This is a genomic window from Cellulomonas denverensis (genome assembly GCF_012396125.1).
Classification (GTDB): domain Bacteria; phylum Actinomycetota; class Actinomycetes; order Actinomycetales; family Cellulomonadaceae; genus Cellulomonas; species Cellulomonas denverensis.
Genome location: NZ_JAAXOX010000019.1, coordinates 1 through 14,007 on the forward strand (window position 1 = coordinate 1; position 14,007 = coordinate 14,007).

Annotated in this window: 19 protein-coding genes and 1 other RNA gene; 8 read left to right on the forward strand and 12 right to left on the reverse strand. The window is 72.6% G+C overall.

Translation table 11 applies throughout. The annotated features are described in order from the left end of the window. From HGA03_RS18165 to HGA03_RS18175, 3 genes are all read left to right on the forward strand, one after another. Positions 1-816 (forward strand): Nif3-like dinuclear metal center hexameric protein (locus HGA03_RS18165; protein WP_168631710.1); only part of this gene is annotated, 816 nt, incomplete at its 5' end. Continuing rightward, entirely contained in the window at positions 813-1,553 is a 741-nt protein-coding gene (locus tag HGA03_RS18170) for a zinc ribbon domain-containing protein (protein WP_168631711.1), read from the forward strand. The genes HGA03_RS18165 and HGA03_RS18170, both read left to right, overlap by 4 nt. Further along, positions 1,553-2,260 carry a histidine phosphatase family protein gene (locus HGA03_RS18175; protein ID WP_168631712.1) on the forward strand — a complete coding sequence of 236 codons (708 nt, stop codon included), beginning with the start codon at positions 1,553-1,555 and terminating at the stop codon, positions 2,258-2,260. Before HGA03_RS18170 ends, HGA03_RS18175 begins: the two co-directional genes overlap by 1 nt. Here HGA03_RS18175 and HGA03_RS18180 read toward each other — a convergent pair whose 3' ends face one another. Continuing rightward, positions 2,261-3,025: a YaaA family protein gene (locus HGA03_RS18180; protein WP_168631713.1), complete on the reverse strand. Its 765-nt coding sequence runs from the start codon at positions 3,023-3,025 to the stop codon at positions 2,261-2,263. A 48-nt stretch (positions 3,026-3,073) separates the two neighbouring features. On the opposite strand from HGA03_RS18180, the gene rnpB reads away from it, so the two are divergent. Together rnpB and HGA03_RS18190 are read left to right on the forward strand one after the other, a co-directional pair. Further along, positions 3,074-3,456, forward strand: an RNA gene (rnpB, locus tag HGA03_RS18185) — RNase P RNA component class A. 35 nt (positions 3,457-3,491) lie between these two features. Next, positions 3,492-3,800, forward strand: coding sequence for a hypothetical protein (locus HGA03_RS18190; RefSeq protein ID WP_168631714.1), 309 nt, complete (start codon positions 3,492-3,494; stop codon positions 3,798-3,800). Between the two features lie 11 nt (positions 3,801-3,811). Here the strand turns inward: HGA03_RS18190 and HGA03_RS18195 are convergent, their stop codons facing one another. From HGA03_RS18195 to HGA03_RS18205, 3 genes are all read right to left on the reverse strand, one after another. Next, the gene (locus HGA03_RS18195; RefSeq protein WP_373307688.1) at positions 3,812-4,171 is read right to left on the reverse strand and encodes a VOC family protein; all 360 of its coding nucleotides are present in this window, start codon (positions 4,169-4,171) and stop codon (positions 3,812-3,814) included. 17 nt (positions 4,172-4,188) lie between these two features. Beyond that, positions 4,189-4,461, reverse strand: a complete 273-nt coding sequence (locus tag HGA03_RS18200) for a hypothetical protein (RefSeq protein WP_168631715.1) — start codon at positions 4,459-4,461, stop codon at positions 4,189-4,191. A gap of 163 nt (positions 4,462-4,624) precedes the next feature. Then, positions 4,625-5,458 (reverse strand): hypothetical protein, encoded by an 834-nt coding sequence (locus HGA03_RS18205; protein WP_168631716.1) that lies wholly within the window; start codon positions 5,456-5,458, stop codon positions 4,625-4,627. Positions 5,459-5,795: 337 nt separating this feature from the next. On the opposite strand from HGA03_RS18205, the gene HGA03_RS18210 reads away from it, so the two are divergent. Continuing rightward, the gene (locus HGA03_RS18210; protein WP_168631717.1) at positions 5,796-6,113 is read left to right on the forward strand and encodes a hypothetical protein; all 318 of its coding nucleotides are present in this window, start codon (positions 5,796-5,798) and stop codon (positions 6,111-6,113) included. 56 nt (positions 6,114-6,169) lie between these two features. Here HGA03_RS18210 and HGA03_RS18215 read toward each other — a convergent pair whose 3' ends face one another. The 3 genes from HGA03_RS18215 to map all read right to left on the reverse strand — a co-directional run bounded on the left by HGA03_RS18215 (position 6,170) and on the right by map (position 8,111). Then, positions 6,170-6,343, reverse strand: a complete 174-nt coding sequence (locus tag HGA03_RS18215) for a CsbD family protein (RefSeq protein ID WP_168631718.1) — start codon at positions 6,341-6,343, stop codon at positions 6,170-6,172. Positions 6,344-6,422: 79 nt separating this feature from the next. Beyond that, positions 6,423-7,199, reverse strand: a complete 777-nt coding sequence (ppgK, locus tag HGA03_RS18220; protein WP_168631719.1) for a polyphosphate--glucose phosphotransferase — start codon at positions 7,197-7,199, stop codon at positions 6,423-6,425. A gap of 39 nt (positions 7,200-7,238) precedes the next feature. Beyond that, complete coding sequence (gene map / locus HGA03_RS18225; protein WP_373307687.1) at positions 7,239-8,111, reverse strand: type I methionyl aminopeptidase; 873 nt, start codon at positions 8,109-8,111, stop codon at positions 7,239-7,241. Positions 8,112-8,155: 44 nt separating this feature from the next. On the opposite strand from map, the gene HGA03_RS18230 reads away from it, so the two are divergent. After that, on the forward strand, positions 8,156-8,335 hold the full coding sequence (locus HGA03_RS18230; RefSeq protein WP_168631720.1) for an SPOR domain-containing protein: 180 nt from the start codon (positions 8,156-8,158) through the stop codon (positions 8,333-8,335). Positions 8,336-8,338: 3 nt separating this feature from the next. Here the strand turns inward: HGA03_RS18230 and HGA03_RS18235 are convergent, their stop codons facing one another. From HGA03_RS18235 to HGA03_RS18255, 5 genes are all read right to left on the reverse strand, one after another. Next, positions 8,339-9,001 (reverse strand): M15 family metallopeptidase, encoded by a 663-nt coding sequence (locus HGA03_RS18235; RefSeq protein WP_168631721.1) that lies wholly within the window; start codon positions 8,999-9,001, stop codon positions 8,339-8,341. Between the two features lie 183 nt (positions 9,002-9,184). Continuing rightward, positions 9,185-9,493 (reverse strand): hypothetical protein, encoded by a 309-nt coding sequence (locus HGA03_RS18240; protein ID WP_168631722.1) that lies wholly within the window; start codon positions 9,491-9,493, stop codon positions 9,185-9,187. A 57-nt stretch (positions 9,494-9,550) separates the two neighbouring features. Next, the gene (locus tag HGA03_RS19710) at positions 9,551-9,895 is read right to left on the reverse strand and encodes a transposase (RefSeq protein WP_373307690.1); all 345 of its coding nucleotides are present in this window, start codon (positions 9,893-9,895) and stop codon (positions 9,551-9,553) included. A gap of 88 nt (positions 9,896-9,983) precedes the next feature. Next, positions 9,984-10,814: a 3-methyl-2-oxobutanoate hydroxymethyltransferase gene (panB, locus tag HGA03_RS18250; protein WP_168631724.1), complete on the reverse strand. Its 831-nt coding sequence runs from the start codon at positions 10,812-10,814 to the stop codon at positions 9,984-9,986. A 2-nt stretch (positions 10,815-10,816) separates the two neighbouring features. Next, positions 10,817-12,475: an NAD+ synthase gene (locus HGA03_RS18255; protein ID WP_168631725.1), complete on the reverse strand. Its 1,659-nt coding sequence runs from the start codon at positions 12,473-12,475 to the stop codon at positions 10,817-10,819. Between the two features lie 95 nt (positions 12,476-12,570). Between HGA03_RS18255 and HGA03_RS18260 the strand changes: the two genes are divergently transcribed. After that, positions 12,571-13,908, forward strand: a complete 1,338-nt coding sequence (locus HGA03_RS18260; protein ID WP_168631726.1) for a glutamine synthetase family protein — start codon at positions 12,571-12,573, stop codon at positions 13,906-13,908. Positions 13,909-14,007 lie beyond the last annotated feature (99 nt).

Below are 14,007 nucleotides of genomic sequence, written 5' to 3' on the forward strand. Positions count from 1 at the left end.
CGCCCGCTGGTGCCCGCCCCGGCGCAGGCGCTGGACAAGCACGTGGTCTTCGTCCCGGTGGAGCAGGCCGGGGCCCTGGTCGACGCGCTGGCCGCCGCCGGTGCCGGGGCGATCGGCGAGTACCGGCGCTGCGCCTGGACCACCACCGGGGAGGGCACCTTCACCCCGTCGGCCGCGGCGAACCCGGCGATCGGCAGCGCGGGGGAGGCGGCCGAGGTGGTGGAGGCCCGAGTCGAGATGGTCGCCCCCCGCCGGTTGCGCCAGGACGTGATCGCCGCGATGCGCGCCGCGCACCCGTACGAGGAACCGGCCTTCGACGTGCTGGAGCTGGCCGGCTGGGACGGTCCCACCGGGATCGGCCGGGTCGGTGAGCTCGACCCGCCGCTCACCCTGCGTGCCCTGGCCGAGCGGGTCGCGGCCGTGCTGCCCGCCACCGCCCAGGGCATCCGCTACGCCGGGCCGGACGACGCGACCGTGCGCACCGTGGCGGTGCTCGGCGGGTCCGGCGACTCGCTGTTCGACCAGGTCCGCGCCAGCGGAGCCGACGCCTACGTCACCAGCGACCTGCGCCACCACCCGGCCTCCGAACTGCGTGAACGCGCCGAGTTCGAGGCCGGTCCGGACGGTTCTGGTACCCCCTACCTGATCGACACCGCGCATTTCGCCTCGGAATGGCCGTGGTTGCCCGGAGCCGCACGCGCACTCGTGGACGACCTCGCCACGCTCGGGGCTACCGTGGAGACCCGCGTCAGCACCCGGCGCACCGATCCGTGGACCGGCCGCGTGCCCAGCCCCCTGGAAGGACCCACCCCGTGACGACTGCCACCCCGGCCGATCAGCGGCGACTGCTCGACCTGCAGGCCCTGGACACCAAGCTCGACCAGCTGCGCCACCGCCGGAACTCGCTGCCCGAGCTGGCCCGGATCGCCGAGCTGGACGCCCAGATCGAGGACCTGGACGCCGCGATCGCCACCTCCCGCACCGCCGCGGGCGACCTGCGCCGCGAGCTGACCAAGGCCGAGTCCGACGTGCAGCAGGTCCGGGACCGCGCGACCAAGGACCAGCAGCGGATGGAGTCCGGCATCGGCTCCGCCAAGGACCTGCAGGCGCTGCAGAGTGAGATCGAGTCCCTGGCCCGCCGGCAGTCCGACCTGGAGGACGTCGAGCTGGAGGTGATGGAGCGGCTGGAGGCGCACCAGAGCGCCCTGGACGAGCTGACCACCGCCCACGCCGCCCTGCTCAACCAGCGCGCCGAGCTGCTGGCCACCCGGGACGCCGCCTGGGCCGAGGTGGACAAGGAGGCCGAGCAGGTCACCGCCGCCCGCCAGGCCCTGGCCGCCCCGCTGCCGGAGAACCTGATCGCGATCTACGAGCGGCTGCGCGGCAAGCTCGGCGGCTTCGCGGTGGCGGCACTGCGGCACGGCCGCTCCGAGGGCTCCGGGATGATGGTGCCGCCGATCGAGCTGGCCGCGATCAAGGCCACCCCCGAGGACCAGCTGGTCTACTGCGAGGAGTCCGGCCGGATCCTGGTCCGCGGCGAGGACGCGTTCTGATGACCGAGCGGGTGCGGGTCAACCGCCCGTCCGGTGCCGCGCCGCGGTTCGACGACGCGCAGCCCACCACCGTGGTCCTGGTCCGGCACGGCGAGACGTCGATGACGGTGTCCCGCGGCTACTCCGGCTCCTCCGAGCCCGGTCCCTCGCTGACCGAGCGCGGCCGGGGCCAGGCCGCCGACGCCGCCGAGTTGGTCTGCCGGGTCGGCCACGACCTGTGGGGCGACATCCCGTTCCCCACCGAGCTGGTCTGCTCCCCGATGATCCGCACCCAGGAGACCGCCGGCATCATCGGCGACAAGCTCGGCCTGGCCGCCCGGGTGGACGAGGGCTTCAAGGAGGCCGACTTCGGTGCCTGGCAGGGACTGACCTCCGAGCAGATCGAGGCCCGCTGGCCCGGCACCCTGGAACCGTGGCACACCGAGGCGACCGTCCGGCCGGAGAACGGCGAGTCCATCGCGGATGTCGGCGTCCGGGTCGGCGCCGCCCTGGACCGGCTGCTGGACGCCGGGACCGACCGCACGGTCGTCGTGGTCTCGCACGCGGTCGCCATCCGCGCCGCCCTCGGCGTCACCATGGGCGCCCAGCCCGGGTCGTGGAGTCAGCTCCGGGTCGCGCCGGCGTCGGTCAGCATCATCCGGCTGTTCCACGACCGGCGGCACGAGATCGCCGTGGTCGGGGTGCCCAGCGAGGGCTGGCGGCGCTAGCTAGCCCGCGACCACCAGCGACAGCGTGTCCGCGCCCCGCGCCGACCGGGTCAGCTCGACGTCGATCAGCTCGCTGCCGACCAGCTCCCAGGCGGCCTTGGCCAGGTCCTCCGGGTCGGTGGGCGCCGCGCCGGTTCGGGTGACCAGGTGCCGGGTGAGCACCCCGCGGGTGTGCTTGGCGTAGTGCGACACCACCGCGCGCTTCCCGTCCAGCTCCCGCAGCACCCGCACCTGCACCCAGCGCTCGGTGCGCCGCGGCTTCCACGCCGCCAGGTAGGCCGCCGACCGGCAGTCCACGATCAGCTCGTCCCGCCGGTCCAGCTCCTTCGCCAGGGCCGGTCGCCACGCCGGGGCCAGCGGTCCGACACCGGGCAGGTCCACGCCCATCGACAGCCGGTAGGCCGGGATCGGGTCCAGCGGCGACACCAGTCCCCACAGCCCGGAGACCGTCCGCACCCGGTCCAGCGCCTCGGTGTCCGGCACCGTGTCCAGCCCGGCGGCGGCGTACAGCACCCCGGTGTACACCCGGCGGGCCTCCGCGGTCGGCGCGGTCTTCAGGTCGACATTGCGGGCGACCTCCTCGCCCAGCGTCGCCCCGACCCCCAGCACCTCCGCGGCGTCGCGCCGGCGACTGACCTTGATCAGCGCGCCCAGCGTCTTCCGGCGCTGCGCGGTCAGCCCGGGGGAGGACAGCGCCGCCAGGTCCAGCGGCGGTCCGTCGACGGGGGCGGTCTTGCCCTCGGAGGGCGGCAGCAGGATCAGCACCGGGTGATCGTAGTCGGCCCGCCGGACGGGTACGCTGGGCGGCGCGGATGAGCTGGCCAGGCGGTCGCGTCGGATCTTCGGATCCGCCGAGGAACGTCCGGGCTCCGTAGGGCAGGGTGGTGGGTAACACCCACCCGGGGTGACCCGCGGGACAGTGCCACAGAGAACAGACCGCCGGTCAGGGCCTCGGCCCCGGCCGGTAAGGGTGAAACGGTGGTGTAAGAGACCACCAGCGTGCCGGGCGACCGGTGCGGCTAGGTAAACCCCACCCGGAGCAAGACCAGACAGGGAGCGTTCGAGGGCTGCCCGCCCGAGCTCCCGGGTAGGTCGCTGGAGGCGTGCGGCAACGTACGTCGTAGATGGATGACCGCCACCCGCGCGGGGGTGACCGCGCGCGGGGACAGAACCCGGCGTATCGGCCAGCTCATCCGCCCTTCCCCGCCCGACTCGCCGAGACGGAGTGAACGTGATCGTGGAGCCGAGTGACGGTGTCACCACCCAGGCGTTGCAGCGGGCGGTGTATCGGGTCGTGCTGTGGCGGCGTTCGCCGGACCCTGGCACCGAGGACGGGTACGAGCCGGGATACCTCGCCGAGGAGTTCCGTGTCCTGGGCGCCGATCAGGTCGAGGCCGTGATCGCGTGGGCCCGCGATCGCTCCACACAGTGGACGGTCTACGTCGAGCTGTCGGCCGAGGGGGGACACCCCGCGGTGGCCCGCATCGCCGGGACGGACCCGACAGAGGGTGAGCCCTTCGAGGTTCGCGCCGAACGGTAATCGCGCCCGGGTCACTCCGCCCAGCACAGGCAGAACGGGTGCCCCGCCGGGTCGGCGTAGACCTGGAAGTTGTCGTCCCCGGCCTCCTTGAGCACCCGGGCGCCCAGCTCCATCACGCGGCGGTGGGCGGCCTCGCGGTCCTCGACCCACAGGTCCAGGTGGATCTGCTGGGGCGGCTGCCCGTCGGGCCAGTCCGGCGGGACGTGATCGGGGGCGAGCTGGACCGCCATCCGGGCCCGGCCGTCCACGCTGATCATGTGCCAGTCGTCGTCGCGCCGGACCTGCCCGTCGACGACTCCGGCCCAGAAGGCGCTCTCGGTCTCGAGGTCTGCCGCGTCGAAGACCACGACCTGGTTGAACTGCATGCTCATGGGTAGCACGCCCGGGCTCAGCACGCCCACCGGAGCTCGTCGGGCAGGCCTGCCGGGACCGAGGCGCGGCCCCAGCCGGTGACGTCCTGGCAGCCCTCGGCGACCAGGGCGCCGCAGGTGCAGGTCCACAGCGTGTGGGTCCGGTCGGGGGTGCAGCGGCAGAACACCGAGCCCTCGCGCGGACGGTACGGACCGGCGAGCGGCCAGGCCCAGCCGCAGGCGGGGCAGGCCGGGGGTGGGATGCGCAGGAAGCCGCGCGGGGTGCGGACCCATCGACTCGGGTCGACCATCCGGCAAGTGTACAAATCGCCACAGACACGCGACTCGACTGGATCGCCGAAAGTGCGGGCGCCCGAGTCCCAGGTCGACCTCCGCCCCGGGCCGCCCACGTCTCGGGTCGACCGACACCCCGGGCCGGCCGAGTCCCAGCTCGGCCGGCCCGGGGCGGAGGGATCAGTGCCGTCGCCGGTGGCGAACCAGGGCAACCAACAGGGCACCTCCGGCGGCGATCAGCGCCGCCGCCACGCCGGCCACCGCGGTGCCGCGCGACCCGGTCGCGGCCAGGACGTCGCGCGCGGGCCCGGCCGGGTCGGAGCCCTGCTGCTCTCCGCCGGAGGCGGTGGTGACGGTCCCGGCCGTGGAACACGCCGGGCCCCCGGCGAACTCCGGCGCGACCGGGCCCTCGGTGCCCGCGCCCTCGGTGTCGATGCCGCCGTCCGGGTCGACCGGCGCGCTCGGGTCGGTCCCGTCCTCCGGGTCCACCGGCGTGCCCGGGCCGGTCCCGTCCTCCGGGTCCACCGGCGCTCCCGGGCCGACCTCCTCCTCCGGGTCCACCGGCGTGCCGGGGTCGACCTCCGGGTCCGGCCCGGCGGCCTCCTCCGTGCAGGTCACCGCGCCCTGCCAGTGGTAGTTGCTGCCGTGTACCTGCACCCAGGTCACGGTCCACTCGCCGGGCAGGTCATCGGCGCCGGTGAAGCCGCACCAGGGCACGAAGAGTGACACTCCGGCGTGGCCGGTCTGGAACAGCTCCCGGTAGTCGTCGCCGGTCAACCGGAACTGCAGGCTGCCGGCGCTGGTGTGCACGTTGAACTCGACCACGCCGAGCTGGCTGTCCGGCAGGTCGTCGGGGAAGGCGACCAGCAGGCCGTCGCAGGTGGGGGTGGGGTAGGTCCAGTCCCAGTCGAAGCGGGCGACCGGGCGGCAGTGCGGGTCGGTCTCGCTGGTGGGGGTGGCCACGGTGGCCGGGGTCAGGGCAAGCGCGAACGCGAGTGCCAGGGTGGCGATCATGGGGGTCTCCAGGGGCCGTCGGATCGGCGGTCGATGGAAGGGAAAGCGGGCTGCCGGGACGCGCTGGGCGTCCGGCGGGGGAGCGGGCTCAGCGCGGCGGGTCGACCAGGACCAGGCAGGTGAGCAGAACGCCGGCGAGGGACGCGGTCATGGCGATCTCCTTCGCGGGCGGGGTGCCGGCGGGGTCCGGCAACGGAGCGTCCATCCGATCACGGGCTGCCGTCACTGCCGGGTGACCCACGTCCTGGGCGTTCCGGGCGTCATGTGGTAATTCGGCGACTCAAACCGCCCTCGGCGCCGACCGGGACGCGTCATACTGCGACCCAAGGGGGCGGTGATGGGTGACGGGAACGTGCCGCGGATCGCGGGGCTGAGCGGGCCGGAGCTGGCCCGGGCGGCCGTCGTCGCGATGCACTCGCCGGAACCGGCCGGCCCGGCGGCGCTCACCTGGACCGTGACCGTGTTGTCGGGGCGGGACGAGCCGCTGGCGGAGAGCCGGGCGACCTCACCGGACTACCCGGTGCCGCTGTCGGAGATCGTCCAGCCGCACCTCGACGTCGCGGGGCTGGTCGCGGTCGGTGGCTGGCGGGCGGTGCCGACCGAGGACGGGTCACCGCGGTTCTGTATCCGGGTCCGGCTGCGGGAGGGTGGCTGACCTGGACGCGCCATCGCCCCGCCCCACGGCGGGGACGGGGCGATGGGGGGCTGGTCTTACTTCTTGAAGGCGTCCTTGATCTTCTCTCCCGCACCCTTGAGGTCGGCCTTGGACTGGTCGGCCTTGCCCTCGGCCTCCAGTCGCTCGTCGTCCGAGGCCCGTCCGGTCGTCTCCTTGACCTTGCCGGCGGCCTTCTCGGCAGCGTTCGAGATCTTGTCGTCGAGACCCATGAGGTCCTCCTTCGCTCGGGGATGACTCGACGCTATGTCCAGTTCGAGCGCCCCGCATCCGGACCCGGGGTGAGATCTGTCAGTTGGTCACCGCGGGTCGGCCGTGCCCCGCAGCCAACGCCGCGGCACCGACGATCCCGGCGGCGTTGCGCAGCTGGGCGGGAACGATCGGCGCCCGCAGGTGCAGCAGCGGGAGGAACTTCTCGTGGTGCTTGGACACCCCGCCGCCGACCACGATCAGGTCCGGCCACAGCAGGTCCTCGATCACCCCGAAGTAGCGCTGCAGCCGCTCGGCCCACTGGGCGAAGTCCAGGTCCTCCCGGTCCCGGGCGGCGTCGGAGGCGCGGGTCTCGGCGTCGTGGCCGTCGATCTCCAGGTGGCCGAGCTCCAGGTTGGGCACCAGGACGCCGTCGGCGATCATCGCGGTGCCGATCCCGGTGCCCAGGGTGGCGACGAAGGTGACGCCGGTGGTGGACCGGGCGGCGCCGTAGCGGGCCTCGGCATACCCGGCGGCGTCGGCGTCGTTCACCGCGATCACGGTGCGGCCGAGGGCCTCGCCGAGCACGGTCTCGATGTTGGTGCCGATCCAGGAGGTGTCGACGTTGGCGGCGCTGCGGGCCACCCCGTGCTGGACCACGGCGGGGAAGGTGACCCCGACCGCGGCGTCGGCGGGCAGGTCGAAGGAGGCGACCAGCTCGGCGCAGGTGGCGGCGACCGCCTGCGGGGTGGCCGGCTGCGGGGTGGGGATCCGCACCCGGTCCGCGGCGAACTCGCCGGTGCGCAGGTCGACCGGGGCGCCCTTGATGCCGGAACCGCCGATGTCGATCCCGAAGGCGGTGGTGGGGTGCGTGCTCATGGATGCCTCCGTCGGCGGGTCTGGACGAATCAGGGCGGGTCAGGGCAGGGTCAGGATCTCGGCGCCGGTCTCGGTGACCAGCAGGGTGTGCTCGAACTGCGCGGAACGGCGGCCGTCGGCCGTGACCACTGTCCAGCCGTCGTCCCACATGGTCCAGTCGGGGGTGCCGAGGTTGAGCATCGGCTCGATGGTGAACACCATCCCCGGCTCGATCGGCCGGTCGTAGCGCGGCGCGGCGTCGTAGTGCGGCACGACCAGCCCGGAGTGGAAGGCCTCGCCCACCCCGTGCCCGGTGTAGTCGCGCACCACGCCGTAGCCGAACCGGGTGGCGTACTTCTCGATCACCCGGCCGATCACGTTGAACTCCCGGCCCGGTGCGACCGCCTTGATCGCCCGGTGCAGCGACTCCCGGGTGCGTTCGATCAGCAGCGCGGACTCCTGGTCGAGCTCGCCGACGCCGAAGGTGGCGTTGTTGTCCCCGTGCACGCCGCCGATGTACGCGGTGATGTCGATGTTGACCAGGTCGCCGTCCTGCAGCACCGTCGAGTCCGGGATGCCGTGGCAGATCACCTCGTTCACCGAGGTGCACAGCGACTTCGGGAAGCCGCGGTAGCCCAGGGTCGAGGGGTAGGCGTGGTGGTCGAGCAGGAACTCGTGCCCGATCCGGTCCAGCTCGTCGGTGGTGACGCCGGGGGCGACCGCCTCGCCGACCACCTGGAGCGCCTGGGCGGCGATCCGTGCGGCCACCCGGATCCGCTCGGTCACCTCCGGCGCGGGGATGTCGCTGCCGGTGAACGGGGTGGGGCCGGGGCGTCCGACGTATTCCGGGCGGGGGATGGACGACGGGACGGGCCGGTGCGGACCGACGGTGCCCGGCGTGAGTGCCGGCCGTGGCGCGTGGACGGACGTCATAGCTGGCAGTCTACGGATAGCGAACCAGCCACGAGGAGGACCTGATGAGCGAGGGCTTCTACTTCAACGTCGAGACCGGCGAGGTCGAGCAGGGCAAGCAGTCGTCCTGGTCGAGCCGGCTCGGGCCGTACCCGACCCGGGAGGCCGCCGAGCACGCGCTGGAGACCGCCCGGCAGCGCAACGCCGCCTGGGACGAGGAGGACCGCCGGGAGTCCGAGGACTGACCGCTACTGGCCGCTCAGCCGGGCCGCGACCTCGGCGACCGCCGCCGCGTCGCCGACGATCTCGAAGTGCATCTCGTCCGCCCGCCCGTCGAAGTCGCCGCCCCAGGCGACCACCGGCGCCACCTCGGCCAGGATCGCCCGGATCGCCGCCACCTGGTCGTCGGTGAAGGTGTCCCTGGCGCCCAGCGGGTGCTCGGTGGCATTCAGGTCGATCGAGGTGCCGGAGGCGTGGTTGGACAGCGTCTCGGCGTCGTCGCCCTCGCCGCGCACGGTCCGGTAGCCCCAGCCCCACGAGCTGTCCGGGTCCACCGGCTCGACCTCGGCGTCGAACCGGGCCGCCACGTAGTCGAGCACGGTGCGCACGTCCCCGGCCAGCAGCCGCCCGGTGACCCACGGCGACTGCTCCATCCGGTCGTCGTCGCCCTCGGTGATCGCCGGCCAGCAGTTCTGCGAGGTGGTGGCATCGGGCACGCAGGACGGGTCGAGGGTCGCCACCGGCTCGGCGGCGGCCGGTGGCACGGCATCCGGCCGGACCAGCTGGACGATCGTGACCACCAGCACCGTCACCAGGGCGACCGCGAGCCCGAACAGCACCAGCCTCCCGCGCCGGGTCACCCGCAGCGGCGGTGGTGGCGCTGCGGGCCGGGCCGGGGTGGTCAGGCTCATGGCGATGAGCGTAGAGCCGACGGGCGCTACTGGGATGGGGGCACGCCCGGTCTCACTGGGTGTGTCCCATTTCCTGGGTCGTGAGTGGTTGGGAGTCAACGCGCTCCCGGGCGATGATCGACATCGGGAGGCCGTCCTTGCCGGCGAGCAGCCCACGCGCCCGTCCGTCCCGTGAAGCGGCAGCTACGGCTGAGGCGGAGTCCACGATGGATGCTCGTAGATGACCTTGCGTTTGCGGCCCTTGATTCGGGCGGTCATTCGAAGGACGGGACCCGCCAGAAGTGGCCACGGGTACACATCCGGACGCCCGGAACGGTCGTGGATCGCGGTCACGCGTCCGTCGTCCGCGACGTAGACGTGCCCTTCGAGCAAGGTGCCGCTGCGGCTGGTGACAGGATCGCCAACCCAGACCTCGACGATGTGATCGGTGCCGAGGTACGGCTCAAGGGCAGCCACTGCCTCTGGCTGCCACTTTCCCGGCCACACCGCCACGCGCCGAACGATAGCGCGGCCACCGCGGCATCGGAGCGCGCATTCATGCCGCGAGTGTCAATGCGCGCCGATGAGCAGGTGTTCGCGACAGATGGCGCAGGGTGGTCGCGATGCAGGCGACCTGGAGCCAGCCGGTTGCCGAGACGGTGGCGTTCTCGAACGACTTCGCCAGTCGGCGGGAGCGTCCGAGGCGGCCGTGGGCGACCTCGACGCGCCAGGCGTGGCGGATGGGGCGGAACACCGGCTGTGCAGGACGGTCAGGACTCGCTCCCAGGTTCCGTTGCGCGACCAGCGGCGGAACTGCGACCACACCCGCGTCCAGGGCCCGAACGACTCGGGCATGAATCGCCATTGGCAGCCGGTGTGGGAGACGTACAGCATGGCGTCCACGACCCGCCGCAGGTCAGGCGCGTGTCACTGCCGTACGACATGCCCCGCACGGTGCCGCCCGCGCCGATGTCAGCAGTCAAACCACATGGGACACACCCAGTCACTCCAGGAACGAGTGCCCCTCGTCCGGGAACTGCCCGCCGCGGACCTCGGCGGCATAGGCGCGGGCGGCGTCGGTCAGCACCTGGCCGACGTTCGCGAACTGCTTGGCGAACCGCGGCGACCAGTCGCCCATCCCGGCCATGTCGGTCCAGACCAGCACCTGGCCGTCGCACTCCGGGCCGGCGCCGATGCCGATGGTCGGGATCGCCAGGATCTCGGTCACCCGGGCCGCGACCGGGGCGGGTACCATCTCCAGCACCACCGCGACCGCGCCGGCCTCCTGCACCGCCAGGGCGTCCTCGCTCAGGATCTCGGCCGCCTCGTCGCCCCGGCCCTGCACCCGGTGACCGCCCAGGGTGTTCTCCGACTGCGGGGTGAAGCCCAGGTGCGCGACCACCGGGATGCCGGCGTCGGTCAGCGCCCGGATCTGCGCCGCGCTGCGCCGGCCGCCCTCCAGCTTCACCGCGTGCGCCCCGGCCTCCTTGAGGTAGCGCACCGCGGTGGCGAGCGCCTGCTCGGCCGAGGCCTCGTAGGACCCGAACGGCAGGTCGGCGACCACCATCGCGCGGCGGGCGGCCCGGACCACGGCCCGGGTCGGCGGGATCATCTCGTCCACGGTGACCGGGATCGGCGACTCGTGGCCGAGCATGGTGTTCCCGATCGAGTCGCCGACCAGCAGCATGTCGATCCCGGCCTCGTCGAACAGCCGCGCCACCGCGAAGTCGTAGGCGGTGAGCATGGTCAGCTTCTCGCCGCGCTGCTTGGCCTGGGCCAGGTGGTGCACGCGGACGCGGCGGGTGGTGGTGGCGGGGTCGGGCATGTGGGACATGGTCAGAGCTCCGTGCTGGTGGTGGGGGTGTCGATCGGCTCGCGCCACCGACTGGTGACCGGCAGCCGGCGGTCCCGGCCGAAGGCGAGGGCGGTGACCTTGGGGCCGAGCGGGTACTGGCGGCGCTTCCACTCGGCGCGGTCCACCAGGGACAGCACCCGGTCCACCACCTGCGGGTCGAAGCCGCGGGCCAGCAGTTCGCCGCGCCCCTCGGCGTGTTCGACGTAGGCGTCCAGCACCTGGTCGAGCAGGTCGTAGGGCGGCAGCGAATCCTGGTCGACCTGGCCGGGCCGCAGTTCGGCCGACGGCGGCTTGGTGATCGAGTTCTCCGGGATCGGCGGGATCTCGCCGCGGTCGACCGCGTGGTTGTTGCGCCACCGGGACAGCGCCCAGACCCGCGACTTGTCGACGTCCTTGATCGGGGCGTACCCGCCGACCGCGTCGCCGTAGATGGTCGAGTAGCCGACCGCCAGTTCGGTCTTGTTGCCGGTGGCCAGCACCAGGTGGCCCTCGGCGTTGGAGATCGCCATCAGGATCATCCCGCGCACCCGGGCCTGCAGGTTCTCCGCGGCGACCCCGTCCAGCGGCAGGCCGGCCTCGAAGGCGTCCACCACCGGCTTGATCGGCTGCACCCGGTAGTCCGCGCCGATCCGCTGTGCCAGGTCGGCGGCGTCGTCCTTGGAGTGGTCCGACGACCAACGGGACGGCATCGACACCCCGGTGACGTTCTCCCCGCCGATCGCGTCCGCGGCGATCGCGGCGACCAGCGCCGAGTCGATGCCGCCGGACATCCCCAGCGCGACCCGGGTGAAGCCGTTCTTCTTCACGTACCCGGCCAGCCCGGTCACCAGGGCGCGGTAGACCTCCTCGTCCGGGTGCAGCGGGGGAGCGATCGTGCCGTGGGTCTGCGGCTGACCGGGCTCGGCCAGCTCCCACACCGCCAGGTCCTCGACGAACTGCGGCGACCGGGCCAGGATCTCGCCACCGGCCAGCACGAAGGAGCCGCCGTCGAACACCAGGTCGTCCTGCCCGCCGACCATGTTCACGTAGGCCACCGGCACCCCGCCGAGCTGCACCGACCGCCGGGTGGCCAGCTCCGCGCGCTGGTGGATCTTGCCCTCCTCGTACGGCGAGCCGTTCAGCACCACCAGCAGCTCGACCCCGTGCCCGGTCAGCGCCTCCACCGGGCCGTCCTGCCAGATGTCCTCGCAGATCACGATGCCGATCGTGCGCCCGTCGACGTCGATCACGCAGGAGGTCGTGCCCGGCGCGAAGATCCGGAACTCGTCGAAGACGCCGTAGTTGGGCAGGTGCCGCTTGTCGTACCGGGCGGTGACCTCGCCGCCGCGCAGCACCACGGCCTGGTTGGTGGGCCGCCCGGCTCTGGTGCCGACCATGCCGAGCACCACCGTGACGTCGCCCATCCCGTGGTCGACCAGCGCGGTGGCCACGTCGGCCAGCGCGGCCTCGGCCCCCCGGCGGAAGGACGCCCGCAGCGCGAGATCCTCGATCGGGTAACCGGTCACGGTCATCTCCGGGAAGACCACCATCCGGGCGCCGGCGTCGGCGGCGCGGCGGGTGCGGTCCAGCACCGCGCGGGTGTTCCCGTCGAGGTCACCGACGCAGGTGTCGATCTGGGCGAGCGCGATCCGCAGAGGCATGACGGCAGCCTATTGCGGCCGGGCGGCGGGTGCGTGCTGCGGCGATTCGCCGCCGATGTCACCTGCTCGCAATCTGGATCGTGCAGGATGGGCGCATGGACAGGCAGCAGGAGTTCGTGCTCCGCACGGTCGAGGAGCGGGACATCCGCTTCATCCGTCTCTGGTTCACCGATGTGCTGGGGACGCTGAAGTCGGTGGCGGTCGCCCCGGCCGAGCTGGAGGCGGCCTTCTCCGAGGGCATCGGCTTCGACGGTTCGTCCATCGAGGGCCTGACCCGGGTGTACGAGGCGGACATGATCGCCAAGCCCGACCCGACCACGTTCCAGGTGCTGCCCTGGCGCGGCGAGCGGCACGGCACCGCCCGGATGTTCTGCGACATCCTCACCCCGGACGGCGAACCGTCGCTGGCGGACTCCCGCAACGTGCTCAAGCGGATGCTGGCCAAGGCGTCGGAGAAGGGCTTCACCTTCTACACCCACCCCGAGGTGGAGTTCTACCTGTTCGAGCCCAGCACCGATCCGAGCCTGCCGCTGGTGCCGGTGGACCAGGGCGGTTACTTCGACCACGTGCCGCGCGGCACCGCGCACGACTTCCGGCGCGCCGCGATCACGATGCTGGAGTCGATGGGCATCTCGGTGGAGTTCTCCCACCACGAGGCCGGCCCGGGCCAGAACGAGATCGACCTGCGCTACGCCGACGCGCTGACCACCGCGGACAACATCATGACCTTCCGCACGGTGGTGAAGGAGGTCGCGCTGGAGCAGGGCGTGTACGCCTCGTTCATGCCCAAGCCGATGGCCGACCAGCCCGGCTCCGGGATGCACACCCACCTGTCGCTGTTTGAGGGCGACCGCAACGCCTTCCACGCCCCGGGCGAGCACCTGGAGCTGTCCTCGGTGGCCCGGTCCTTCATCGCCGGCCTGCTGACCCACGCGGCGGAGATCACCGCGGTGACCAACCAGTTCACCAACTCCTACAAGCGGCTGTGGGGCGGCGCCGAGGCACCGTCGTACATCTGCTGGGGGCACAACAACCGCTCCGCGCTGGTCCGGGTGCCGATGTACAAGCCGGGCAAGTCCAACTCGGCGCGGATCGAGTACCGGGCGGTCGACTCGGCCACCAACCCCTACCTGGCGTTCGCGGTGCTGCTGGCCGCCGGGCTCAAGGGCATCGAGGAGGGCTACCAGCTGCCCGAGGGCGCCGACGACGACGTGTGGGAGCTGACCGACGCCGAGCGCCGGGCGATGGGCATCGACCCGCTGCCCGCCACGCTGGAGAACGCGATCACGGTGATGGAGAAGTCCGAGTTGGTCGCCGAGACGCTGGGCGAGCACGTCTTCGACTTCGTGCTGCGGAACAAGAAGCAGGAGTGGGAGGACTACCGCTCCCAGGTCACCCCCTACGAGCTCAAGCGCTTCCTGCCCATGCTCTGACCGGCCCGGCGGGGGTACGGAGCCCGAGTTCGGCACTCCCGCGCCGAGGTCGTGAGCGCCGTCCCCGCATTCGGGACGGATGTGCCGAACTGGGCAATG